The organism is Arenimonas sp. (assembly GCF_044348765.1).
GTDB lineage: Bacteria > Pseudomonadota > Gammaproteobacteria > Xanthomonadales > Xanthomonadaceae > Arenimonas.
In genome coordinates this window covers 1-23268 of record NZ_JBIKSE010000020.1, presented here as the reverse complement: position 1 = coordinate 23268, position 23268 = coordinate 1, and the positions used below count along the sequence as shown (strand labels likewise).

The 23268-nt window shown below is 58.8% G+C and carries 24 protein-coding genes; 15 read left to right on the top strand and 9 right to left on the bottom strand.

Annotated features, from left to right (window positions below; all coding sequences use genetic code 11):
• The first annotated feature begins 84 nt into the window (after positions 1-84).
• Genes ACIQ0Q_RS04935 through ACIQ0Q_RS04905 form a run of 7 tightly spaced genes read left to right on the top strand, consistent with a single transcriptional unit; the run spans position 85 to position 6194 of the window.
• Positions 85-681 carry a GNAT family N-acetyltransferase gene (locus ACIQ0Q_RS04935; RefSeq protein ID WP_395771838.1) on the top strand — a complete coding sequence of 199 codons (597 nt, stop codon included), beginning with the start codon at positions 85-87 and terminating at the stop codon, positions 679-681.
• Position 682: 1 nt separating this feature from the next.
• A complete protein-coding gene (minC, locus tag ACIQ0Q_RS04930; RefSeq protein WP_395771837.1) occupies positions 683-1447 on the top strand; it encodes a septum site-determining protein MinC in 765 nt (254 codons plus the stop codon).
• A gap of 37 nt (positions 1448-1484) precedes the next feature.
• Positions 1485-2294 carry a septum site-determining protein MinD gene (gene minD, locus ACIQ0Q_RS04925; protein WP_395771836.1) on the top strand — a complete coding sequence of 270 codons (810 nt, stop codon included), beginning with the start codon at positions 1485-1487 and terminating at the stop codon, positions 2292-2294.
• 3 nt (positions 2295-2297) lie between these two features.
• Positions 2298-2576 (top strand): cell division topological specificity factor MinE, encoded by a 279-nt coding sequence (minE, locus tag ACIQ0Q_RS04920; RefSeq protein ID WP_395771835.1) that lies wholly within the window; start codon positions 2298-2300, stop codon positions 2574-2576.
• 3 nt (positions 2577-2579) lie between these two features.
• Positions 2580-3083, top strand: a complete 504-nt coding sequence (locus ACIQ0Q_RS04915; protein WP_395771834.1) for a hypothetical protein — start codon at positions 2580-2582, stop codon at positions 3081-3083.
• Positions 3084-3131: 48 nt separating this feature from the next.
• Positions 3132-5078 carry a M2 family metallopeptidase gene (locus ACIQ0Q_RS04910; RefSeq protein ID WP_395771833.1) on the top strand — a complete coding sequence of 649 codons (1947 nt, stop codon included), beginning with the start codon at positions 3132-3134 and terminating at the stop codon, positions 5076-5078.
• A 12-nt stretch (positions 5079-5090) separates the two neighbouring features.
• Entirely contained in the window at positions 5091-6194 is a 1104-nt protein-coding gene (locus ACIQ0Q_RS04905) for an SRPBCC family protein (protein WP_395771832.1), read from the top strand.
• On the opposite strand, the gene ACIQ0Q_RS04900 is transcribed toward ACIQ0Q_RS04905, so the two are convergent.
• Together ACIQ0Q_RS04900 and ACIQ0Q_RS04895 are read right to left on the bottom strand one after the other, a co-directional pair.
• The gene (locus ACIQ0Q_RS04900; RefSeq protein WP_395771831.1) at positions 6158-7411 is read right to left on the bottom strand and encodes a multidrug effflux MFS transporter; all 1254 of its coding nucleotides are present in this window, start codon (positions 7409-7411) and stop codon (positions 6158-6160) included. The genes ACIQ0Q_RS04905 and ACIQ0Q_RS04900 overlap by 37 nt on opposite strands.
• Positions 7412-7429: 18 nt before the next feature.
• Positions 7430-7591: a hypothetical protein gene (locus ACIQ0Q_RS04895; protein ID WP_395771830.1), complete on the bottom strand. Its 162-nt coding sequence runs from the start codon at positions 7589-7591 to the stop codon at positions 7430-7432.
• A gap of 106 nt (positions 7592-7697) precedes the next feature.
• Between ACIQ0Q_RS04895 and parC the strand changes: the two genes are divergently transcribed.
• Both parC and ACIQ0Q_RS04885 read left to right on the top strand, forming a co-directional pair.
• Complete coding sequence (gene parC / locus ACIQ0Q_RS04890; RefSeq protein WP_395771829.1) at positions 7698-9947, top strand: DNA topoisomerase IV subunit A; 2250 nt, start codon at positions 7698-7700, stop codon at positions 9945-9947.
• A gap of 21 nt (positions 9948-9968) precedes the next feature.
• Positions 9969-12368: a penicillin acylase family protein gene (locus ACIQ0Q_RS04885; protein WP_395771828.1), complete on the top strand. Its 2400-nt coding sequence runs from the start codon at positions 9969-9971 to the stop codon at positions 12366-12368.
• 10 nt (positions 12369-12378) lie between these two features.
• Here ACIQ0Q_RS04885 and ACIQ0Q_RS04880 read toward each other — a convergent pair whose 3' ends face one another.
• The 6 genes from ACIQ0Q_RS04880 to map are packed head-to-tail and all read right to left on the bottom strand — an operon-like array spanning position 12379 to position 18527.
• A complete protein-coding gene (locus ACIQ0Q_RS04880) occupies positions 12379-12771 on the bottom strand; it encodes an MAPEG family protein (protein WP_395771827.1) in 393 nt (130 codons plus the stop codon).
• Between the two features lie 47 nt (positions 12772-12818).
• Positions 12819-13946 (bottom strand): succinyl-diaminopimelate desuccinylase, encoded by a 1128-nt coding sequence (gene dapE / locus ACIQ0Q_RS04875; RefSeq protein WP_395771826.1) that lies wholly within the window; start codon positions 13944-13946, stop codon positions 12819-12821.
• Between the two features lie 9 nt (positions 13947-13955).
• The gene (locus ACIQ0Q_RS04870; protein WP_395771825.1) at positions 13956-14312 is read right to left on the bottom strand and encodes a Spx/MgsR family RNA polymerase-binding regulatory protein; all 357 of its coding nucleotides are present in this window, start codon (positions 14310-14312) and stop codon (positions 13956-13958) included.
• A complete protein-coding gene (gene dapD, locus ACIQ0Q_RS04865) occupies positions 14309-15136 on the bottom strand; it encodes a 2,3,4,5-tetrahydropyridine-2,6-dicarboxylate N-succinyltransferase (RefSeq protein WP_395771824.1) in 828 nt (275 codons plus the stop codon). The genes ACIQ0Q_RS04870 and dapD overlap by 4 nt, the downstream gene beginning before the upstream one ends.
• Positions 15133-17754, bottom strand: coding sequence for a [protein-PII] uridylyltransferase (glnD, locus tag ACIQ0Q_RS04860; protein WP_395771823.1), 2622 nt, complete (start codon positions 17752-17754; stop codon positions 15133-15135). Before glnD ends, dapD begins: the two co-directional genes overlap by 4 nt.
• On the bottom strand, positions 17751-18527 hold the full coding sequence (gene map, locus ACIQ0Q_RS04855) for a type I methionyl aminopeptidase (RefSeq protein ID WP_395771822.1): 777 nt from the start codon (positions 18525-18527) through the stop codon (positions 17751-17753). The genes glnD and map overlap by 4 nt, the downstream gene beginning before the upstream one ends.
• A 218-nt stretch (positions 18528-18745) precedes the next feature.
• Here map and rpsB point away from each other — a divergent pair, with 218 nt between their 5' ends.
• The 4 genes from rpsB to pyrH all read left to right on the top strand — a co-directional run bounded on the left by rpsB (position 18746) and on the right by pyrH (position 21740).
• The gene (gene rpsB, locus ACIQ0Q_RS04850) at positions 18746-19570 is read left to right on the top strand and encodes a 30S ribosomal protein S2 (RefSeq protein ID WP_395771821.1); all 825 of its coding nucleotides are present in this window, start codon (positions 18746-18748) and stop codon (positions 19568-19570) included.
• Positions 19571-19661: 91 nt separating this feature from the next.
• Positions 19662-20534, top strand: a complete 873-nt coding sequence (gene tsf, locus ACIQ0Q_RS04845) for a translation elongation factor Ts (RefSeq protein ID WP_395771820.1) — start codon at positions 19662-19664, stop codon at positions 20532-20534.
• A 65-nt stretch (positions 20535-20599) separates the two neighbouring features.
• Positions 20600-20950, top strand: coding sequence for a cupin domain-containing protein (locus ACIQ0Q_RS04840; protein WP_395771819.1), 351 nt, complete (start codon positions 20600-20602; stop codon positions 20948-20950).
• A 73-nt stretch (positions 20951-21023) separates the two neighbouring features.
• Positions 21024-21740, top strand: a complete 717-nt coding sequence (gene pyrH / locus ACIQ0Q_RS04835) for a UMP kinase (protein WP_395771818.1) — start codon at positions 21024-21026, stop codon at positions 21738-21740.
• A 388-nt stretch (positions 21741-22128) separates the two neighbouring features.
• On the opposite strand, the gene ACIQ0Q_RS04830 is transcribed toward pyrH, so the two are convergent.
• Positions 22129-22320, bottom strand: a complete 192-nt coding sequence (locus ACIQ0Q_RS04830; protein WP_395771817.1) for a hypothetical protein — start codon at positions 22318-22320, stop codon at positions 22129-22131.
• A gap of 87 nt (positions 22321-22407) precedes the next feature.
• Here ACIQ0Q_RS04830 and frr point away from each other — a divergent pair, with 87 nt between their 5' ends.
• Together frr and uppS are read left to right on the top strand one after the other, a co-directional pair.
• A complete protein-coding gene (gene frr, locus ACIQ0Q_RS04825; protein WP_395771816.1) occupies positions 22408-22965 on the top strand; it encodes a ribosome recycling factor in 558 nt (185 codons plus the stop codon).
• A gap of 12 nt (positions 22966-22977) precedes the next feature.
• Positions 22978-23268, top strand: a 291-nt coding sequence (gene uppS / locus ACIQ0Q_RS04820) for a polyprenyl diphosphate synthase (RefSeq protein WP_395771815.1), incomplete at its 3' end; no start/stop codon positions are given.

Sequence of the window (23268 nt, the reverse complement as noted above, 5' to 3'; positions counted from 1 at the left end):
AAAAATCTAACGCGGATCGTGTTCTCCATGCGATAATTCCGCATCAATCCGAAGACGGGTTGCTTGGATTCTGGAGTAGTCTCGATGTCGATTTCGATCCGCGACGCACAAGCGCACGAACTGGATGCCATTCTGGCCATGAATAATGCCGCAGGCAGCGGCATCCTGCCGATGAATCAAGGGCAGATCCACTATTTCTGGCAACATGCCGACTATTTCCGGGTCGCCGAATCCGATGACTGCCTCGTCGGTTTCCTGATTGCCATGACCCGCGATGCCGACTATGAAAGCAGTAATTTTCGGTGGTTCAAGGATCATTATGATGCTTTTGTCTACGTCGACCGCATCGTCATTGCTAACGGCCAGCGCAGTGCCGGTATCGGCCGCCTGTTCTATGCCGACGTACAGAGTTTTGCGGAAATGCGGGCACCGGCTTTGGTCGCCGAGGTCTTCATCGAAGACAGCACTCACCCGGCCCTGCTGTTCCATGGCAGTTTCGGCTTCCATGAGGTCGGGCAGCATCAGCTGCCGGATTCCCCACTCCGGGCCGCCATGCTGTATAAGGATCTCTGCAGTTATCCATTCGTTCTGGCTACTTATGGCGTGCAACTGCCACCAGTAGACTGGCTCCAGGCCAGGGTAAAACCCCAGCCTAGCGGCCATTTGGCCACAGGTACCTGAGATGGCTGGCACGATGGCAAGCTACGAGCAATGCGGAGAATTAAAATTCGGCCAAGTCGGCATCGCCAATCTGCGTATCCGGACATTGGACATTGTCGCCCTGAAAAACGAAATGCATGAGCGTGTTGAGCGCGCGCCGAAACTATTTCGACATGCGGCGGTCATTCTCGATTTCAGTGCTTTGCCCGGCTGTCCGGATGCCGAAACCGCCGATGCGCTGATCGATGCATTGCGCAACGCCGGGGTCATGCCGGTCGCAATCGCCTACGGTACCCCGGCGGTGGAGAAACTGGCTGAACAGGTCGGTCTGCCGATTCTCGCAAAATTCAGGGCCTCATTCGAACGCGACGACAGCCCGGAACCGACACGACCGACACCGGTTTCCGAGGATACATCCATGCCGGCCGCCACCTCACCTGCAATCCTACCCGGTCTGGAACCTGGCCTTTTGCAGACACAGCCGTTGCGCTCGGGTCAACAGGTTTACGCTGCCGGCCGTGATTTGACCGTCTGTGCCATGGTCGGAGCCGGCGCTGAAGCCATCGCCGACGGCTCCATCCACATTTACGGACCACTGCGCGGCCGCGCCCTGGCCGGTGCCTCCGGCAACGCCCAGGCGCGCATTTTCTGCCGTGAGTTCAATGCAGAGCTGGTCGCGATTGCCGGCACCTATAAAGTGCTGGATGAAATCCCTAAAAAACTGTTGGGAAAAGCGGTACAGATCTGGCTCGATAAAGACCAGATCCGCATCGAAGAACTGGCATAATATGAATCACCACTATTGACAGACTAAGGAGCGCATTTTGGCAGAGATCATCGTTGTCACATCCGGTAAGGGCGGCGTCGGCAAGACCACCTCAAGCGCGAGCATTGCCTGTGGTCTGGCGAAAGCCGGAAAAAAGACCGTAGTCATTGATTTCGACGTCGGCCTGCGCAATCTCGATTTGATTATGGGCTGTGAGCGACGCGTGGTATACGACTTCGTCAATGTCGTGCATGGCGAAGCCAGTCTGAAACAGGCGCTGATTAAGGACAAACGTTTTGACAATCTTTATGTATTAGCCGCATCGCAGACCCGTGACAAGGATGCCCTAACACGCGAGGGTGTTGAGAAGGTGCTCAAGGATCTCGATGCCGAAGGCTTTGACTACATTCTGTGTGATTCTCCGGCAGGGATTGAAAAAGGCGCCTATCTGGCCATGTACTACGCTGACCGTGCGGTTGTCGTGGTCAATCCTGAAGTGTCTTCGGTAAGGGACTCTGACCGCATTCTCGGCCTGCTGGCTTCCAAGACCCAGAAAGCCGAAGCCGGTGAACATATCAGCGAGCATCTGTTGCTGACCCGTTACAATCCGGCCCGTGTCGAGAAAGGCGAAATGCTGTCGATCGGTGATGTCGAGGAAATTCTTGGACTGAAAGTAGTTGGCGTGATTCCGGAATCGCCGGAAGTGCTGCAGTCCTCCAACTCGGGAAATCCAGTCATCCTGGACGAAAATTCCGATGCCGGTCAGGCTTACACCGATGCCGTCGCCCGCATCCTCGGCGAAGACCGTCCGATGCGCTTTATCAGCGTCGAGAAGAAGGGCTTCTTCTCGAAAATGTTCGGAGCTTGAGCCATGGGACTTCTGCGCAACATTATCGATCAGCTGGAAAAACTCGACAGCAAACCGACCTCGGCCTCGACCGCCAAGAACCGTCTGCAAATTCTCGTGTCGCAGTCCCGCAGGGACGCCAGTGCGCCGGATTACATGCCGCGCCTGCGTAGCGAGTTGCTGGAAGTGATTAAGAAATACGTCCAGGTCAATGACGAAGCGGTCAAGGTTAACTTCGAAAAAGACAAGGATGGCACCCAGGAAGTCCTCGACATCCAGATTGCCCTGCCCGACAAGAGCTGAACCATGGGTTTCGAGGCGGACGCAGCGGTCGTGCGCCTGCGCGACATCGCGATTGAACAGGCCCGGCAACTGCTGGGCCTGTTTGATTTGGAACTGGTCCTCGTTGCAGAGAATGAGGCCATTCCCGGCAGCTATTGGGGAGAATGCGAAGCCGGTCTGATCGGCAGCTGCGTCCATGTACGGGCGGATACCCCCGTACATTCCTTGTTGCACGAGGCCTGCCACCTGATGGTTCTGCCGACTGATAAAAGAGCGGCCGTGCATACCGACGCCACCGACTCGATACTGGAAGAGGATGCCACCTGCTACCTGCAGCTGGCCTTGGCCGACCGGCTTACTGGCTTCGGTTTCGAGCGTGCCTGTGCCGATATGGATGCCTGGGGCTACAGCTTCCGGCTCGGCTCGGCCCGCGTCTGGTTTGAACAGGACGCCGATGATGCTCGTACTTTCCTGCACGCGCGGGGACTGCTGCCCCTTCCCGGCCCGACCGAGGCTTCAGCCGATTAGCGAAGCCTGATATCATCGGAGGCATTCCAACCCGCTTTCGGAGCCTCCGTGAACATCCAACGCCTTGCCCTCACCCTTGCCGTATCCGCCAGCCTGCTCGGTCTGTCCGCCTGCAGCCCGAAAACCGGTGACGGCGGCTCGATGGAAGCCGCTTATGCCAATGAGACCGCCGATGAATTCATCGCCCGCGTCAACCGCGAGCTGACCGAAGCCTATCCGGAAATCACCTCCTCGCAATGGCTGGCCTCGACCTACATCAACAGCGATTCCGAACGCATCTCGGCCAAGGCCAATGAACGCTATCTGGGCATGTTGAGCAAGTACATCGCCAAAGCCAAGACCTTTCCGGCCGATGCCAAAATGACGCCGGAAACGGCCCGTGCCCTGCATCTACTAAAGATCGGCGTCACCCTGCCGCCGCCGAATGATCCGAAAGCCTTGGCCGAGATGACCGGTCTGGCCACCAAGCTGGAAGGCATGTACGGTTCCGGAAAATTCTGTCCGGACAACACAAAGCCCGATGAATGCCTCGACATCGGCGCCGTGTCCAAGATTCTGGCAGAGCCCACCAGCAGCTACGAACAACAGCTAAATGCTTGGAACGGCTGGCACACCATCGCCATGCCGATGCGCAAGGATTACCAACGCTTCGCCGAGCTGTCCAACCAGGGCGCTAAGGACCTGGGCTTCGGCAACACCGGCGAACTCTGGCGCTCGGGTTACGATATGAATCCGGCCGATTTTCAGAAGGAAAGTGACCGCCTGTGGGGTCAGGTCGAACCCCTGTACAAGGAACTGCAGTGCTACACCAAGAACAAACTGGTCGCCAAGTACGGCGACAAGGGCCAGATCAACGGTATGATTCCGGCACACCTGACCGGCAACCTGTGGCAGCAGGACTGGGGCAATCTCTGGCCGATTCTCGAACCCTACAAAGGTGCCGGCAGCCTCGACATCAACAGCGTCCTGCAGAAACAGCATGACAAGGTTTTGAATGACAAACTCGCTGCAGCCGGTGGCGCCGCATCACTCAGCCCATTGAAGTTCGCGGATATCTCGCATGAAGCCGACCTGCAGTATTCCAAGGATATGGCACGCCTCTCGGAAAGCTTCTATACCGGCTTAGGGATGCCGAAATTACCCGAATCGCATTGGTCCAACGCGCAGTTCATCAAACCGCGCGACCGCGACGTGGTCTGCCATGCCAGTGCCTGGGACATGAACCTCAAGGGAGACGTGCGCATTAAGATGTGCATCACGCCTACGGAAGAAGATCTGACCACGCTGTATCACGAGTACGGTCATGTCTATTACTACCTGGCCTACAACAAACTGCCTATCCTGTTCCAAGGCGGTGCACATGACGGTTTCCACGAAGCCATCGGCGATACCATCGTGCTGTCGATGACACCTGACTATCTGAGTTCGATCGGTCTGGTCGACAAGCCGGCCGTCAGCCAGGAAGCTGTCATCAACGGTCAAATGCGCATGGCCTTGGCCAAGGTCGCGTTCATGCCCTTCGGCCTGATGATCGACCGCTGGCGTTGGGGTGTTTTCGATGGATCGATCAAACCGGACCAGTACAACAAAGCCTGGTGGGATCTGAAAGCGAAATATCAAGGCGTGGCCCCGGCTACTGCCCGTGGCGAAGAATTCTTCGATGCCGGCGCCAAATACCATGTGCCCGGTAATACGCCCTATACCCGCTATTTCCTTTCCCACATCCTGCAGTTCCAGTTCTACAAAGCGCTCTGCGATGCATCCGGCTTCAAAGGTCCGCTGTATCAGTGCAATTTCGCCAACAACCCGGAAGCCGGTAAGCGCTACTGGGCAATGCTGAGCAAAGGCTCCAGCCAACCGTGGCAGAAGACCATGAAGGAACTGACCGGAAAGGAAGAAATGGATGGCTCCGCAGTGCTGGAATATTTCGCGCCCTTGCAGGGCTGGCTGAAGGAACAGAACCAAGGCCAGCAATGCGGCTGGAAGACTCCGTAATTAGGACGATGCATGCCTAAGCTCGATTCCGATCTGCAACCGCAGGTACTGGCAACCGCAACCGCCCTGCCCGCCCGCTTCTATACCGGGGAAGGCACGGCGGCGATCGACCAGTCGGCCATTTTCAACCGGCATTGGCAATATGTCTGCCACGCCTCGCAGATTGCCGATGAAGGCGATTATGTGGTGTCGGTGCTTGGCCAGCTGCCGGTCATCGTCATTCGCACCGATACCGGTCTGCGTGGCTACCATAATGTCTGTCGGCACCGGGCCGGCCCCTTGGCGCAGTGTTCGGGCAAGGGGGCAAAACAGCTGCGCTGTCGTTATCACGGCTGGACGTACAATCTCGACGGCAGTCTGCGTACCGCCACCGAAATGAAGGACGTAGCGAATTTCGAGGTCAGTTCGGTGCGTTTGCCCGCCCTGCAGGTATGTGAGTTCGCGGGCCTGGTGTTTGCCGCTTCAGAAAATCCGCCACCATTCGAGGAATACGTTACAGGAATCGCCGAACGTCTCGCAGTCAGTGGCCATGCGCTTGATGATCTGCGCTTCCACCAGCATCTGAGTTACGACATCGACTGCAATTGGAAGACCTACGTCGACAATTACCTGGAAGGCTACCATGTGCCGCACGTGCATCCCGAGCTGAACAAGCTACTGGATTACCGCAGCTACGTGACCGAAACCAAGCAATGGCACTCCATGCAGTTCAGTCCTCTGGAAAGCGGCGATGACCTGTATGGCTCCGGTGAAGCGCTGTATTACTTCATGTACCCGAACACCATGCTCAACATCCTGCCTGGCCGCCTGCAGACCAATCGCGTTCTGCCCTTGCCGAACAACCGTTGCCGGGTGGAATTCGATTTCTTCTACACCGTGAGCGCCGATTCAGCCAAGGATGAAGCCCGCCGCAAGCGCGATCTGGAATTCTCGGACGTGGTGCAGGATGAAGACATCCAGATCTGCGTTGACGTACAGCGTGGCCTGGATAGCGGCTCATATACCGCCGGGCGTTTAAACCCGCTGCGTGAGAACGCCTTGCATCATTTCCAGGAACTGCTGCGTTCCGATTACAGGACTTACAGTTCGTCGGTAGGCTCGAACGCCGCCGGCTGATCCGGGCAATGAATGGCCGCATGCGGCGACTGCAGGTAGAGACGCCATACGCCATACGAGGCTGCCACGAACAGACAACAGACTCCGGCCATCAGTGCCGGGTTTTTACTCACTAGCGGCACCAGTAATCCGGAAATCAGGGCATTGCACATGAGGCTGATGAAGGCCTGCATCGAAGATGCCGTACCGCGGATCTGCGGGTACAGATCCAGCAGCGCGATGGTCAGAATAGGAAACACCAGCGCGATGCCAAAAGCCAGACCACTCATCGGCAACACCGCCCAAGGCAGTTCAAGCCGGACCGCGCTCATGGTATAGATCAGGTTCAAAACTGCCGAGGCCGCGCAGATGCCGAAGCCCCATTGCACCATGCGCATGCCACTGGCCTTGCCGGCCAGGCGACCGCTGATGAACGCACCGATACTCATGCCAGCGATAGTCGGTACGAAAAACCAGCCGAACTGGGTTTCGTCCAGACGCAGATGGGTCATCACGTAATCGGGGGCGGCAGCGATGTACAGAAACAGGCTGCCAAACAGGAAGGTTCCGGCCAGTGCCAAACGCCTAAAACCGGTGTGCTGAACCATTTCCCGGTAAGTCGCACTCAGCGGCACCGGATGGAACGCCACCCGTTTCGCGGGCGGGTGTGATTCCGGCAGGAACAAGGCCACCACCACCAGCATGAACAGACTCAATCCGACCAGGAACCAGAAAATGCCCTGCCAGTCGCTCCAACTCAAAATGTAGCCACCGATGATCGGCGCAATCGCCGGTGCGATGGAGAATATCATCGACACCATGCTCATCATGCGTTGGGCGTGGTCGCCATCGAACACATCGCGGATCACCGCGCGGCCGACAATTAGTCCCACACCGGCACAAAGCCCTTGGATGAACCGGAAAATCAGCAACTGTTGCAGGTCGGCGGCAAGCGCGCAACCGACGGAGGCAGCCAAGAATAGCCCCAAGCCGCTGAGAATGACCGGCCGGCGTCCGAAGGCATCCGACAGTGCGCCATGCAGAAGCGACATCGCCGCATAACCTAACAGGTATATGCTGATAGTCTGCTGGATGGCGGTATCGGCCACTTGCAAATCATGGGCGAGTGCACGGAACGCCGGGAAAATGCTGTCGATGGCGAATGGACCAATCATCGCCAGCAGGCCGAGGACCAGCGCCAATCGGCGCCGGGAAATGGCCATGGTTTCAAGCGGCATACGTGCTGTCTACCGGCATCAGAACGGTAAAGCCGGCCAGCCGAAGTGCGGTCCCAGGTACCAATAGCCGACCACCACAACCAGCAGAACCACACTCAAGCGCAACAGAAAACCCATCACCTTGAACACGAGGATGAGACAGACCAAAACAATCAGGCCGATGATGATGCTTGTACTCATGATGGCTCCTTTGTTTTAGTTTAACCGAATGCCGGAACCGATGTCCGATACCGCCCAATCGCCGGTAAACCCGTTAGAATGAAAACATCCGCAATATGAGCATGCCATGACCGATTTGACCCGACCCAGCTTCCACGGTTTCGAACAGATTCCCCTGCGCGAATACGCCGAACGCGCCTATCTCGACTACTCGATGTACGTGGTACTCGACCGCGCACTGCCCTTCCTTGGCGACGGCCTCAAACCGGTCCAGCGCCGGATCATCTTCGCCATGAGCGAGCTGTCGCTCAACGCTGCCGCCAAGCCCAAAAAGTCGGCACGTACGGTCGGTGACGTCATCGGTAAATACCACCCGCACGGCGACTCCGCCTGTTACGAAGCCATGGTGCTGATGGCACAGCCATTTTCCTATCGCTACCCGTTGATCGAGGGCCAGGGCAACTTCGGCTCCACCGACGACCCGAAATCATTCGCGGCCATGCGTTATACCGAATCCAAACTGACTCCGATCGCGGAAGTGCTGCTGGGCGAACTCGGCCAGGGCACGGTCGACTGGAACCCGAACTTCGACGGCTCGCTGCAGGAACCGACCTGGCTGCCGGCGCGTCTGCCGCACATCCTGCTCAACGGTACCACCGGCATTGCGGTCGGCATGGCCACCGACATCCCGCCGCATAACCTTAACGAAGTGGTCAGCGCCTGCATCCGCCTGCTGGATGACCCCCAGGCCAGCGTGCGCGATCTGTGCGAACATGTGCTCGGCCCGGATTATCCGAGCCAGGCCGAAATCATCACGCCGCGCAGCGAAATCATCGCCATGTATGAAAGCGGCGGTGGCTCGATCCGCGCACGCGCCACCTATGTCAAGGAAAACAGCGATATCGTGCTGACTGCCTTGCCTTACCAAGTCTCACCGTCGAAAGTGATGGAACAGATCGCACAGCAGATGCGCGCCAAGAAACTGCCCTGGCTGGAAGACCTGCGCGACGAGTCCGATCACGAAACCCCGACCCGACTGGTATTGGTGCCGCGTTCGAACCGGGTCGATGTCGATTCGCTGATGGGCCACCTGTTCGCCACCACCGATCTGGAAAAGAGCTACCGGGTCAACTTCAATATCATCGGCCTCGATGGTCGCCCGCAGGTCAAGCACCTGAAGGCGCTGCTCAATGAATGGTTGGCGTTCCGGATGGACACCCTGCGCAAGCGCCTGACCTACCGCAAGGAAAAGCTGGAACGCCGCCTGCACCTGCTCGAAGGTCTGCTGATCGCCTTCCTTAATCTCGATGAAGTCATCCACATCATCCGCACCGAAGACGAGCCGAAAGCCGCATTGATCGCCCGCTTCAAACTGAGCGAGGACCAAGCCGAGTACATCCTCGAAACCAAACTGAAACAACTGGCTCGACTCGAGGAAATGAAAATCCGCGGCGAACAGGCCGAACTGGCCGCCGAACTGGAAAAAATCATCGCCACGCTCGGCTCCAACGCCAAACTGAAAAAACTGCTGAAAGACGAGCTGCAGGCCGATGCCAAGAAATTCGGCGACGGCCGTCTATCGCCACTGGTGGCACGCGAAGCGGCCCAGGCCATCGATGAAACCGCGCTGGTCGCCAGCGAACCGATGACCATCGTACTGTCGCAGAAAGGCTGGATCCGCGCCGGCAAGGGGCATGAGCTCGACCCCGGCGCACTCGGCTACCGCGACGGCGATGCCCTTCTTGACTTTATGCGCGGACGCAGCACCTGGAATGCCGCGGTGCTGGATTCCACCGGCCGCAGCTATTCCTGTCTGACGCATACGCTGCCTTCGGCACGCGGAAATGGCGAGCCGCTCAGCGGCCGCTTCAGTCCGCCGTCGGGCGCCGAGTTCGTCGGACTGGCTTCGGGCGAACCGAGCCAGAAGTTCGTCGTCGCTTCCAGTTTCGGCTACGGCTTCATTACCGCCTTCGAAAACTTCCTGGCCGGCAAGAAAGCCGGCAAACAGCTGATCAATGCCGACAAAGCCGCCAGCATTCTTCCTCCCGCGGCGGTGCATGACATCGCCAGCGATTTCGTGGTGGCCATCAGCAGCGGTGGCAATCTGCTAGCTTTCCCGGCCTCCGAACTGCCGGAACTCGACAAAGGTAAGGGCAACAAAATTCTGCAGATTCCGCCGTCCAAACTCAAGGACGGCGAGGAGAATATCGTGGCCGTCACCTGTGTGCGCAACGGCGGCGAGCTGGTGCTGCACTGCGGGCAGCGCAAGTTGGTGCTGAGCTGGCGCGACCTGCAGGCCTATCAGGGTGCGCGTGCCCAGCGCGGGCATGCCCTGCCGCGCGGTTTCCAGCGCGTCGACAGTATCGAAAGTCTTTAATTTTCCGAGGAGTCCGATTTCATGGCAGTGCTGACCTGGACCAAACGCGCACTGGTGGCGCTGCTGTTGATTGTGCTCCTGCTCGCGGCAAGTATTTACTACCTGCTACGCGGCAGCCTGCCGGTGCTTGATGGTACACAGACCTTGCAGGGGCTGTCGCAACCGGTACAGATCAGCCGTGACGGCAATGGTACGGTCACACTGACCGCCGGCAACGAGGCCGATGCCGCCCGTGCGCTCGGCTACGTGCACGCCCAGGAGCGTTATTTTGAAATGGATCTGCTGCGGCGCTCGGCCGCCGGCGAGCTGTCTGCGCTGTTTGGTGAAATGGCGGTGGAAAAGGACAAGTCCATCCGTATCCACCGCTTGCGTGTGCGCATCCGCGAAAATTTCGCGCAGATGGCCGGTGAGGATGCCTCGGTGCTGCAGGCCTATGCCGATGGCGTCAATGCCGGCCTAGCTGAGCTGTCGGTCCGGCCTTGGCCCTATTTGCTGCTCAACACCAAGCCTGAAGCCTGGCAGCCGGAAGATTCTTTTCTGGTCGGCTATGCGATGTTCTTCGACCTGCAGGACGAAAGTAACGAACGCGAGTTCAAGCTCTGGCAGCTGAAGACCGCGCTGCCGGATCCGATTTACAGACTTCTGACCGGAACCCAATCGCAGTGGGATGCCCCGCTGTTCGGCGAACCGAAGAACGCGATGAGCATTCCCGATGCCAATCAGATCAACCTCAACAGCATGAACGCCCCGCAATTGGCATTCCAGCCGAACCGGCAGGCCGAAGCGGTCGGCAGCAATAATTTCGCGGTGGCCGGATCGCTGACCCGTGACGGACGCGCCATCGTCGCCGATGATATGCACTTGGGGCTGCGCGCGCCCAACCTCTGGTTCCGTGCCCGCCTGCTCACCGGCAGCGATTCGGATGTGTCCGGCTTTACCCTGCCCGGCATTCCCTCGGTCATCGTCGGCAGCAACCGACATATCGCTTGGGGTTTCACCAACAGCTATGGCGATTTCACCGATTTCTTCATCGTGCGCTGGGCCGATGCAGCCCGCAGCAGCTACATCAATGCCGAAGGCAAGGCCGTTCCGGTCCGCCGCTTCCAGGAGCGTATCGCGGTCAAAGGCAGCAAAGCCGTGATGCTGGACGTCAGTGAAACCGAATGGGGCCCGGTGACCTGGGAGGTCGATAAACGGGTCTCCCTGGCCTTGCGCTGGGTAGCGCAGGAACCGGGCGCGCTCAACCTGGGTCTGAACGGCGTCACCCGCAGCCGTTCGCTCGATGAAGCGCTCCTGGCTGCCGAAAGCACCGGTATTCCCGGTCAGAATTTGGTCATCGGCGACAAGAACGGACGCATCGCCTGGCGCCTGACCGCCCAGATGCCGAAGCGCGTCGGCAACTGCGACAAGCGCATGCCGATGGACCCGACGGCCGGCTGCACCTGGGATGGCTGGCTTCCCGGCGCGGAAAATCCGAAACTGGTCGATCCGCCGATGGCTCGGCTATGGACAGCCAACGGCCGCGTCGTCAACGGCCCGTGGCTGGAGCTGGTCGGTAATGCCGGTTATGCCTTTGGTGCCCGCGGTACGGCCATCCGTGAAAATCTGTTGGCCAAAAAACAATTCACCGAAAAAGACCTGCTGGCGATTCAGACCGATCACCGTGCGCCGTTCCTGGAACGTTGGTGGCAAAAGCTCGACGCCGCCGCCGGGAATGCCGCGGCGGATTCCGCCCTGCGCGCCCTGCGTGATGCCGATCCGAGCTGGGATGGCGGCGCCAAAGTTGACTCGGTCAGCTACCGCATCACCCGGGCCTGGCGCTTGGAAGTGAGTAATCGTATTGAGGAAATGCTGTTGGCACCGGCCATTGAACGCTTGGGGCGCGAGGCCACCAAGCCCGGTCCGAACGGTTTCGATTACGAAGCACCGGGCTTCACCGGCTTCGAGGACGTGGCCTGGGCGCTCTTGAAAGACCAACCGAAACACCTGTTGACCCGCGACTACAAAGATTGGAACGACCTGCTGGAACAGTCTGCCAAAACGGTGCAGGCCAAACTCAGCGCACAAGGCCCACTGAAGGATCGCACGTGGGGCGAGCGCAATACCGCCGCCATCTGCCATCCGCTTGCCGCGGCTTTGCCGGCTTTCGCCAAATCGGCGCTGTGCATGCCGCCGGATCAACTCGCCGGCGATGCCGACATGGCTCTGGTGGTGTCACCGAATTTCGGCGCATCCCAACGCATGGTAGTCTCGCCAGGCCATGAAGAGGATGGCATCATCCACATGCCGGGCGGCCAAAGCGGGCACCTGCTCTCGCCATTCTGGGGTGCAGGCCATGCCGACTGGGTTCAGCACAAAGCCACGCCCTTCCTCCCCGGAAAAACTGAATACACCCTCGATCTGAAGCCAACCGGCGGCTGAATCGTCAGGGTCAGCCCAAAGCCAGCAAGGCGATGCTGAGGCCTAGGCCAACTGCCCAGATCAAGGAGCGCAGGGTGGCGCGATCGGCCAGATACGCCCAGGTATAGAGCAGACGGGCGGCAATGAATGCCATGGCCAGCAGGTCGATACGCGCCTGTTCGGCACCCCCGATCTGGGCAAAAAGCACGCCAGCAATGAATAAGGGCAGCGCCTCGAAGCCGTTCAATTGTGCGGCATGTGCCCGGCCACGCCAACCTTCGAGTTTGTCCTCCCACGCGCGCGGATTGAAGTTATCGTAGCCGCCCTGTTTTCTGGAAATACGGGCCAGTGAGGCCTTGGCCGAGCCCACGGTCAGAATGGGCAGCAGACATGCCGCCAGAACACACCATTGTGCAATCGTCATGAAACTCTCCTGATTCGAGTGAATGAAAATGAAATAGTGGTGCGAGGTTAAGCCAGAAGCTTGTGCAGAATCAACTGAAACAATCCGGGCAGGCGTTCCAGATCGGCCACGGCCACATGCTCGTCGACCTTGTGGATGCTGGCATTGACCGGACCGAGTTCGATGACCTCCGCGCCTAGCGGCGCGATGAAACGGGCATCCGAAGTGCCGCCGCCGGTGTTCTCGACCGGAACCAGTCCGCAATATTCCGCAATGGCGTCACGCACGGCACTGCGCAAGGGGCCATCGCGGGTCAGGAACGGTTCGCCGCCGCGGTGCCAGTGAAGCTGGTAATCCAGACCGGCGGCGTTCAACACGGACTCGACTTCGTGCTCGAGCTGTTCGGCGCGCCAGCCCGGGTTATAGCGGAAGTTGAACAACGCGCGCAGCGTTCCGGGAATGACATTGTTGGCTCCGGTACCGGCGCTGATGTTGGAAATCTGGAAGGAAGACGGCGGGAATTCGGGATAGCCCTCGTCCCAGCGCCGCATGGCCAGCTCAGCCAGTGGTGTCAGGGCTTGGTGGATCGGGTTGCGTGCTTTTTCCGGGTAGGCGACATGGCCCTGGATGCCATTGACGGTCAGCGTGCCACTAAGCGTGCCGCGACGGCCAACGCGGACCAGATCGCCGAGCGTCGCCATCGATGAGGGCTCGCCGGTAATGCAGTAGTCAATGTGCTGGCCGCTGCTACGGAAGTGTTCGGCCACACGCCTTACGCCTTCGATGGCATCGCCTTCTTCGTCCGAGGTCAGCAGTAGCGCCAAGGTGCCGCGATGATTGGGATAGGCAGCGACGAACTGCTCCATGGCAATCACGAAGGCGGCGACCGAGCTTTTCATGTCGGCAGCGCCACGGCCATACAACATGCCATCACGGATTTCCGGGCTGAAGGGATCGGAGGCCCAAAGATTGGCATCACCCGGCGGCACAACATCAGTGTGACCGAGCAACACGGTCACCGGTGCGCCCTGCCCATACGTCACCCATAAATTCTTCACGGCGCCGAAATCCAGTCGCTGGCAATGGCAACCGGACCGCTCAAGACGCGAGGCGATGAGTTCCATGCAGCCGGCGTCATCGGGCGTAACCGAACGCCGTGCGATCAATTCCTGTGTCAAAGCCAGCACATCACTCATGGTCGGTCCTCAGGCGGAAAACAGTTTCTTGTACTGTGCGTCTTTGAAGCCAAGTACTACATGGCCGTCGGGAAAAACCAGCACCGGGCGTTTGACCAGCGCCGGGTATTCCTTCAGCAGCATCAGGTATTCGGGCGTCGAGCCCGGCGACTTCTTGTTCGGCAGCAGGTTGCGCCAGGTAGTACTGGTTTTATTCAGCAACGCATCGAAGCCGCCCAATTGCCCGGCCCAGGCATTCAACATGTCCGGAGCAATCGGATGGGTGCGGTAATCAATGAACGTGAACGACTGCTCGATGCGCTGCAGCCAATTCTGCGCTTTACGGCAGGTGTCGCAGTTCGGCAGACCGTAAAGGGTCAAGCTCACTCGGCGGCTCCACGCAACAGCTCATTGACCGAGGTCTTGCTCCGGGTTTTTTCATCGACCTGTTTGACGATGACGGCGCAGTACAGGGAATATTTTCCATCAGCCGAAGGCAAGGAACCGGACACTACCACCGAACCGGCCGGCACGCGGCCGTAACTGACTTCGCCGGTGGCACGGTTGTAGATGCGGGTACTCTGACCGATGAACACACCCATGCCGATGACCGATCCGCGCTCGACGATGACGCCTTCGACCACCTCCGAGCGCGCACCGATGAAACAATCGTCTTCGATGATGGTCGGTGCGGCCTGCAGCGGCTCCAGCACGCCGCCGATGCCGGCGCCGCCGGAGATATGGCAACGGGCACCGACCTGGGCGCAGGAGCCGACCGTGGCCCAGGTATCGACCATGGTACCGGCACCCACATAGGCTCCGATGTTAATGAAACTCGGCATCAGCACGGCGTCCTTGCCGATATAGGAGCCGGCGCGTGCGACGGTACCCGGCACCACTCGTGCGCCAAGCCGTCGGAAATCCTCGGCATCATAATTCTCGAAGCGCAGCGGAACCTTGTCCCAGAACGGGTTTCCGGGCTCACCCATCACAACCATGTCGTGGCATCGGAAATACAGTAGCACCGCTTTCTTGAGCCATTCATTGACATGCCATTCGCCCGCATGCGGTTCGGCAACGCGGGCGTCGCCCGACTCAAGCATGGCAATGACATGATAAAGATCGGGTTTTAGCACCTCGATGGTGACCGCATCGAGCGCGGCACGGTTGTCGAAGGCATGTTCGATACGGGTCTTGAGTTCAGTGGTCATGGTTTCCTTCCTTCTAGATAGTCTACCAGCGCCGACTGCAGGCCATGCAAGACCGCAGGATCGGAAAGGGCATGGTTGTCGCGGTCACTGAGTACGAAGATATCCTCGGCGCGTTCGCCGAAGGTGGCAATCCGGGCGTCGTGCACCCGCACCTTGCGCTGGAGCAGCACATAGCCGATATCGGCCAACAGCCCCGGACGGTCGGCACAGACCAGGCTCATCAGCGTCCGGTCGCCGGTGGCGGCCGGACTGAATTCGATCTGGGTCGGTGTTTTGAAATGCCGCAGACGGCTCGGTAACAGATGTTTGGCCGGCTTGATGCTGGCCGGATCCTTCAACGCCGCCGACAGCGTTTGCACGATGCGTTTGGCATCCGGCGTGTGGCTGCCCTTGAGCGTGATGAAATTATCGAGGGCGAAACCGTCGTTCGAAGACAGGATACGGGCATGCGCCACGCTCAGATTCAGACGGTCGAGCGTGGCCAACAGGCCGGAAATGATGCCGTCGCGGTCGGGCGTGCGCACGAAAATTTCCAGTGAGTCCCTTCCGGTCAGTTCGCGTACCAGAATCTGCGATGGCTGCGCGGGATGAGACAGGATACCTTGGGTCTGCCAGACCAGCTGGTCCGGCCGGTAACGCAGAAAGACGTCTTCCGGATAGCTTTGCCATAACTGCTGTACATCCCCTTCGCTGAACCCGGCATCCATCAGCTTGGCAAGGGCCATGTTGCGGGTTTCTGCACGGATGTCTTCGGCGTTCAGCGGATGCTCGAGACCGACCCGAAGCACATAGCGGGTGGCGGTGTACAGATCGACCAGCAGTTGGTCTTTGAACGCGTTCCAGAGCTTGGGGCTAGTACCGGCGATATCGGCACAGGTAAGCACATACAGATAATCCAGATGTTCGCGATCGGCGACTTTGCCGGCAAAACTATTGATGATGGCCGGATCCGAAATGTCGAATTTCTGGGCCGTAAAGGACATCAGCAGATGCTGGGCGATCAGCCATTGCACCAGCTGCGCATCGGCCGCCGGAAGGCCATGGGCTTGGGCGAAACGCACGAAGTCGGCGGCACCCAGTTCGGCATGATCGCCGCCGCGGCCTTTGGCGATGTCGTGGAACAGACCGGCCAGCCAGATCAGGTGCGGCTTACGGAGGCGCGGAAAGACTTCGTGCGGCAGTGAAAAACCGTCCACCCTGCCCTGTTCGAATCGGCGAATGAACTCCAACACATTCAGGGTGTGCTGATCGACGGTATACACATGAAACAGATCGTACTGCATGCGTCCGGTAACCTGGCCGAACTCCGGCAGATAACGAGCCAGTATGCCCAGACGTGCCAGGCGTTGCAGGTTAAGCACGCCTTGCGGCTGACTGATCAGGGCAATGAAAGCCATCCTTACGGATTCGGATTGCTCGCTATAAGGAAGGATGTCCGATAGGGATTCCGCAAGCCCGCGTGCGGTATCCGAATGTAATCCATGGCATGCGGACTGCCTGCCCCAGACCGCGAAAAGGTCGAACAGCCGCGGAAGACTATCGGCGCCAAAGCAGTTGTCATGTGCAAGCAGATAGCCGTTTTTCAGCATGAAATGCGCATCAATTGCCGTGACTATCTGCTCTTCAGCCAGATGCTCTTCGAAACGCTGAAGCAAGCGGTCATTAATGCGCAAAAGAATGGCCGCCGACCGGAAGAACTCCTGCATCAGCTGTTCGACTGCGAGATTGTCCGGGGTGTCCTTCAATCCGAAAAGCTCGGCTAGGCTCTTCTGGTGGTCAAACAAAAGCCGTTCTTCCGGCCGCTTGACCAAAAGATGCAGGGCAAAGCGCAGGCGCGCCACAATACGCCAATTACGTAGAAGAGCCTGCCATTCCGATTCACCCAGAAGCCCGAGCGGGACGAGACCGGAAAGCGATGGAACCCCGTAAAGTTTCCGAGACAGCCAGTTCAAGGTATGGAAATCACGCAGCCCACCCGGACCTTCCTTCAGGTTGGGTTCGAGATTGTCAGCAGTATTGTGGAATTTGGCATGGCGCTGACGCTGTTCGTCGCGTTTTGCTTCGAAATAGCTGCGGGCGTCATAGACTTCAGGCGAGTTTGCTTTGGCCTCAAGCGTGCGGAAGACACTCTCGTCCCCGGCGAGCATACGGATTTCCAGCAGAGAGGTATAGGTTGCCACATCCAAACGACTTTGTTCGAGACATTGACTGACCGAACGTACCGCCTGCCCGACCTTTAGGCCTGAATCCCATAACAGCGAAAACAACCGGCCAATGGCATCCGCGTGACGTACCTGTTGAGCCTCATCACCACAGACCAGCAGATCAATATCGGAGTGCGGGTAGATTTCGCTGCGTCCATAGCCACCAGTGGCCACCAGAGCCAGGCCAAAATCCGCGTCTAAGCAAAGCGTCCATGCCTTGCTGACCAATGCATCCAGACAGTCCCGATAACGGCCGAGCAGGGTTTCAATGGCGACTCCCTTGGCCAGACTTTCGGTCAGTGTGCTGCGCTCTGTGGCCAACACCTGCTTGGCGGCGGCGATGAATTCTGCGGCGGTACCGGCCTGCTGAAAGGTCGGTGGCGCAGGGTCAGCGCTGTCGCTGCCTGGAATCACAAATCGTTGTCATCGCCGGGCAGACGGGTCAGAATCTCGACGCCATCATCGGTCACCGCCACGGTGTGTTCCCACTGCGCCGACAGCGAGCGGTCCTTGGTCACGACCGTCCAGCCATCCGGCATCAACCGGGTGTGGCGGGCGCCTTCATTGACCATCGGCTCGATGGTGAAGGTCATGCCTTTTTCCAGCCGGAGACCGGTCCCCGGCTGTCCGTAGTGCAGAACTTGCGGGTCTTCATGGTAGATGCGGCCGATGCCGTGCCCGCAGTATTCGCGTACGACCGAGAAACGCTCGGCTTCCACCAGCTTCTGGATGGCATGGCCGATATCGCCGAGGGTGGCGCCGGGGCGAACGGCACGGATACCGGCGAACATGGCGGCCCGGGTGACGTCAATCAGCCGCTTGGCTTTGACCGAGGGCTCCCCGATGGTATACATCCGGCTGGTATCGCCATGCCAGCCGTCCTTGATGACGGTGACATCGATATTGAGGATATCGCCCTCTTTCAGCACTTTAGCCGGCGACGGAATGCCGTGACAGATGACGTTATTGACCGAAGTGCAGATGCTGGCAGGAAAGCCCTTGTAGCCGACATTCGCCGGAATCGACTGCTGAACCTGAACGATGTGTTCATGGCAAATCCGGTCCAGCTCGGCGGTAGTCACACCGGGCTTGACGTGCGGGGCGACCATCTGCAGCACCTCCGCGGCCAAACGACCGGCGATACGCATGTTTTCGATATCCTGGGGGGTCTTGATGGAGGCTTTCATGTCACTATTATCCAACACTTGCGGCAAAATCGCACTTTCTTGTATAATCAGCGGGCTTCTAACGCCCACGCCGAGCGTCAATCGGCGAATTCACACACCGGATTTCCCCCTGCTTCGGGGTGCCCCTCGGGGTTCGAAGTAGCGATTCGGTGGAGGCCCAACCCCGGAACCATACGCCTTGACCCAGGCCGGTTCCCTATCGCTTAAAGGATTCAACCATGTCCCAAGTCACCATGCGTCAGATGCTGGAAGCCGGCGTTCACTTCGGTCACCAAACCCGTTACTGGAACCCGAAAATGGGTCCGTACATTTTCGGTGCCCGCGGCAAGATCCACATCATCAATCTTGAAAAAACCATGCCATTGTTCGTGGATGCCATGAACTTCATCTCGGCCATCGCACAGAAGCGCGGATCCATCCTGTTCGTCGGCACCAAGCGCTCCGCTCGCGATGCCATCAAAGAAGAAGCCACTCGCTCCGGCATGCCTTACATGAGCATGCGCTGGCTGGGCGGCACCCTGACCAACTTCCGTACCGTCAAGCAGTCCGTTTCAAGGCTGAAGGAACTGGAAGCGGCCGAAACCGACGGCACCTTCGAAAAGCTAGTCAAGCACGAAGTGCTAACCCTGCGCCGCGAGCGCGACAAGCTGGACGCCTCGCTGGGCGGCATCAAAGACATGAACCGTCTGCCGGACGCCCTGTTCGTCATCGATATCGGTCATGAAAACATCGCCATCCAGGAAGCTAAGAAACTCGGCATTCCGGTGATTGCCGTGGTCGACACCAACTACGACCCCAACCTCGTCGACTATGCCATCCCAGGCAACGACGATGCCATCCGCGCCGTTCAGCTGTATGTCCGCGCCGCCGCCGACGCCGTACTTGAAGGCAAGGCTGCCGCTCCGATCACCGCCAGCAGCGCCAATGACGACTTCGTCGAACTGGACGAAGAAGGTAATCCGATCGGTAAAGACGACAAGAAAGGCGCCCGCCGCGCTCCGGCCAAGAAAGCCGCCCCGCGCCGCGAAAAACGCGACGCCTGATTGAAGCCTGACAGGGGGTGCTTCGGCACCCCCTCTCCCATCGGCGTCTGCCGATGCGATCCCACCCTTGAACAACCCCGAGGTTAATACGATGGAAATTACCGCTAGCCTGGTAAAAGAACTCCGCGAGCGCTCCGGCGCCGGCATGATGGAATGCAAGAAAGCCCTGACTGAAAACGCCGGCAATATCGATGCCGCGATGGAATATCTGCGCAAGACCGGTCTTGCCAAAGCCGACAAGAAAGCCGACCGCGTCGCCGCGGAAGGCCGCATCGGCATGGCCAGCAGCGGCGGCAAAGCCGTGCTGGTCGAAGTCAACTCCGAAACCGATTTCGTCGCCAAGGACGACAACTTCCTGTCCTTCGTCAATGCCGTGGCCGAAACCGCCCTGGCGTCCGATGCCGCCGATGCCGAAGCCCTGAAGTCGGTGGCTATGAATGGCGGCACCGTGGAAGAAGCCCGCGCTGCATTGATCGCCAAAGTCGGTGAAAACGTGCAGGTCCGCCGTCTGGTCCGCATCAACTCGGCCAATACCGTGGCGGCCTACATCCACGGCGGCCGTATCGGCGTGCTGGTCGATCTGGCCGGCGGCGACATGGAACTGGCCCGCGGTATCGCCATGCATGTGGCTGCGATGAATCCTCCTTACAACAAAGCCGCCGATGTTCCGGCCGACTTCATTGCCAAGGAAAAAGAAATCGAACTGGCCAAAATGCCGGAGAAAGACAAAAACAAGCCGGCTGACATCCTCGAGAAAATCATTGCCGGCAAAGTCAGCAAGATCATCAACGAAGTCACCCTGTACGGCCAGCCCTACGTGCTGAATACCGACCAAAGCGTGGAAGCGGCCGTTAAAGCCGCCGGTGCCGATGTCATCGGTTTCCAGCGTCTGGTGGTCGGCGAAGGCATCGAAAAGGTGGTGGAAGATTACGCCGCCGAAGTTGCCAAGGCCATGGCCGTCTGAATTGGAAAGCCACCTTCGGGTGGCTTTTTTTCACCCCTTCAATTATTCCGGAGCAGCCATCCGCCATGTCCCGTCTTCGCCGTCTCGATTACGCAAGCACCCCGCATGAACCCTATGAGGTCGCCCCGGAGAAAATGCGGGCGGGCAGCCCGAAGCAGATCCTCAGCAACCACTTCAGCAATGCCGCAGGCAATTTCCATAGCGGCTTCTGGGAAGCAGAGCCCGGCATCTGGCAGGTCAACTACACCGAATTCGAATACTGCGAAATCCTGCAGGGTGTGATTGTGATGACCGAAGACGGCGGGGAAGCCCAGACCGTCCGCGCCGGCGACCGATTCACCCTTGAACCGGGTTACCGCGGAACCTGGGAAGTACGTGAATACGCGCGCAAGGTCTACGTCATCTACGAACCCTAAGCTGGCCCGCACCCTGCTAAAGCCGCCGCCAATCCGCTAGAATGACCTAACGATGCCCACCCCGGAGCCCGCCATGAGCACATTGAAATACCGCCGCATTCTCCTGAAGCTGTCCGGCGAAGCCCTGATGGGCGACGGCGATTACGGCATCGATCCCGGCATCATCAACGGCCTGGCACGCGAAATCATCGCGGCGCAGCAGGCCGGCGCCGAAGTGGGTGTAGTCATCGGCGGCGGCAACATCTTCCGCGGCGCCGGCTTGGCCGCCGGCGGCATGGACCGTGTCACCGGCGACCACATGGGCATGCTGGCCACCGTCATCAACGCCCTGGCCATGCAGGACGCGCTGGAAAAACACGGCGTCAACGCCCGCGTGATGAGCGCCATCAAAATCAACCAGATCTGCGAAGACTACATCCGTCGCCGTGCCGTGCGCCATCTGGAAAAAGGCCGCATCGCGATTTTCGCGGCCGGCACCGGCAATCCGTTCTTCACCACCGATTCCGCCGCCGCGCTGCGCGCCACCGAAATCAATGCCGAACTGCTGCTGAAGGCAACCAAGGTGGACGGCATTTACGATTCGGATCCGAAGAAAAATCCGGCGGCAAAACGCTTCCAGCGCCTGACCTATGATGATGTACTGCAGCGCAATCTACAGGTAATGGATACTGCCGCCTTCGCCCTATGCCGTGAAAATGACATTCCTTTGCGGATTTACGACATGAGCAATGCCGGCGCGTTGATGCGCATCTTGCAAGGTGAAGATATCGGTACACTGGTCACCCGCTGACCACATGCACGGACATCCGCAGGGTCATCGTAGACAATGCCACGCTAGTCATCCCCATTCGCATAGGCGATGTGGATCTATCTAGCCTATTCGGCCTCAGCTACAACTCGCTTGCTCTGATTCCGGATGCCCTTCATAACCTCGGCGATGCCGCCGATTTAGCATTGGCCTGGGCCGCGGTCTGGATGGCAAGCCGGGCGCCACTGGTGGTGTCATTGGTACGGGCTAAATCCGCTGACCGCCCTGCTGGAGGTCTTGGTCATCGGTGCCAGTAGCTGGCACTGCTCAAAGCCGGCTTCATGCAGGCCATGAATGCGGCACCTGAAAACCTCGAGCCAGCCGGACCAGAGCCCTTTCTCAGTGTCCCGGCAGGGGTGGCTGCCATCCATCATGTGCACATCTGGTCGCCGGATTCCGAAGAAATCGCGCTGATGCGCACATTATCCGCAGCCCCCTGGACGGCCATGACGGATTCATCGATGCAGCCAGCTAGGCTTTGCAGGAGCACTTCGGCGTCAACCACGTGACGCTGCAGATCGAGCTGGGCGAATTCTACAGCATGACCATCACGACCATGCACCGCACTACTGATGTTTTTTCATTGATTTTAAGCATTTAGCATCATCTCGGTTTATAATTGGGCTCATCATCGGAACAGGAGCCCCGCATGCTCAACGAAATCAAAAAAGATGCGCAGACACGCATGGCCAAAAGCGTCGACGCCCTGAAGCATGAGCTGTCCTCGCTGCGCACTGGCCGCGCCAGTACCGGACTTGTCGATAACCTGAAAGTGAACTATTACGGCTCGGATATGCCCCTGAGTCAGGTCGCAACGGTCACTGTCGCTGATGCCCGTTCAATTACCATCACCCCTTGGGAAAAGGCCATGGTCGGCGCCATCGAAAAAGCCATCCTCGCCTCCAACCTCGGCTTCACGCCGAATACGCTGGGTCAGGTCATCCGTATCAATCTGCCACCACTGACCGAAGAGCGCCGCAAGGAGCTTATAAAGCATGTTTATGCCGAAGCCGAAAATGCCAAAATTTCGGTCCGCAACATCCGGCGTGATGCCATTTCTGGGGTGAAGGACCTGCTGAAGGAAAAATCCGTATCCGAGGACGAGGCGCGCCGCAGCGAAGAAGAGGTCCAGAAAATCACGGATAAGGCGGTCAAGGACATCGACGACATCGCCAAAGCCAAGGAAACCGAGCTACTGGCCGTCTGAAGAGCTCTGGCCATGCGCTCGGATATGCCGCGTCATCCACAACACATCGCCGTCATCATGGACGGCAACGGTCGTTGGGCCGAGCAGCGCGGCAGCATCCGCAGTGTCGGACACCGTGCCGGCGCCAAAGCAGTCCAGATAGCTATCGAATTCTGCCTCGAGCTGGACATCGGCAGTCTCACTCTGTTCGCGTTTTCCAGCGAAAACTGGAATCGGCCGCCGGAAGAAGTCAGCACCCTGATGAAGCTCTTCCTGCGCATGCTCGATACCGAAATCGAGGAGCTGGATCGACGTGGCGTGCGC

Coding starts and splice junctions, on each gene's coding strand:
- ACIQ0Q_RS04935 (WP_395771838.1), top strand. CDS start 85: ATGTCGATTTCGATCCGCGACGCACAAGCGCACGAACTGGATGCCATT.
- minC (WP_395771837.1), top strand. CDS start 683: ATGGCTGGCACGATGGCAAGCTACGAGCAATGCGGAGAATTAAAATTC.
- minE (WP_395771835.1), top strand. CDS start 2,298: ATGGGACTTCTGCGCAACATTATCGATCAGCTGGAAAAACTCGACAGC.
- ACIQ0Q_RS04915 (WP_395771834.1), top strand. CDS start 2,580: ATGGGTTTCGAGGCGGACGCAGCGGTCGTGCGCCTGCGCGACATCGCG.
- ACIQ0Q_RS04905 (WP_395771832.1), top strand. CDS start 5,091: ATGCCTAAGCTCGATTCCGATCTGCAACCGCAGGTACTGGCAACCGCA.
- ACIQ0Q_RS04900 (WP_395771831.1), bottom strand. CDS start 7,411: ATGCCGCTTGAAACCATGGCCATTTCCCGGCGCCGATTGGCGCTGGTC.
- ACIQ0Q_RS04895 (WP_395771830.1), bottom strand. CDS start 7,591: ATGAGTACAAGCATCATCATCGGCCTGATTGTTTTGGTCTGTCTCATC.
- parC (WP_395771829.1), top strand. CDS start 7,698: ATGACCGATTTGACCCGACCCAGCTTCCACGGTTTCGAACAGATTCCC.
- ACIQ0Q_RS04885 (WP_395771828.1), top strand. CDS start 9,969: ATGGCAGTGCTGACCTGGACCAAACGCGCACTGGTGGCGCTGCTGTTG.
- ACIQ0Q_RS04880 (WP_395771827.1), bottom strand. CDS start 12,771: ATGACGATTGCACAATGGTGTGTTCTGGCGGCATGTCTGCTGCCCATT.
- dapE (WP_395771826.1), bottom strand. CDS start 13,946: ATGAGTGATGTGCTGGCTTTGACACAGGAATTGATCGCACGGCGTTCG.
- dapD (WP_395771824.1), bottom strand. CDS start 15,136: ATGACCACTGAACTCAAGACCCGTATCGAACATGCCTTCGACAACCGT.
- map (WP_395771822.1), bottom strand. CDS start 18,527: ATGAAAGCCTCCATCAAGACCCCCCAGGATATCGAAAACATGCGTATC.
- rpsB (WP_395771821.1), top strand. CDS start 18,746: ATGTCCCAAGTCACCATGCGTCAGATGCTGGAAGCCGGCGTTCACTTC.
- tsf (WP_395771820.1), top strand. CDS start 19,662: ATGGAAATTACCGCTAGCCTGGTAAAAGAACTCCGCGAGCGCTCCGGC.
- ACIQ0Q_RS04840 (WP_395771819.1), top strand. CDS start 20,600: ATGTCCCGTCTTCGCCGTCTCGATTACGCAAGCACCCCGCATGAACCC.
- pyrH (WP_395771818.1), top strand. CDS start 21,024: ATGAGCACATTGAAATACCGCCGCATTCTCCTGAAGCTGTCCGGCGAA.
- frr (WP_395771816.1), top strand. CDS start 22,408: ATGCTCAACGAAATCAAAAAAGATGCGCAGACACGCATGGCCAAAAGC.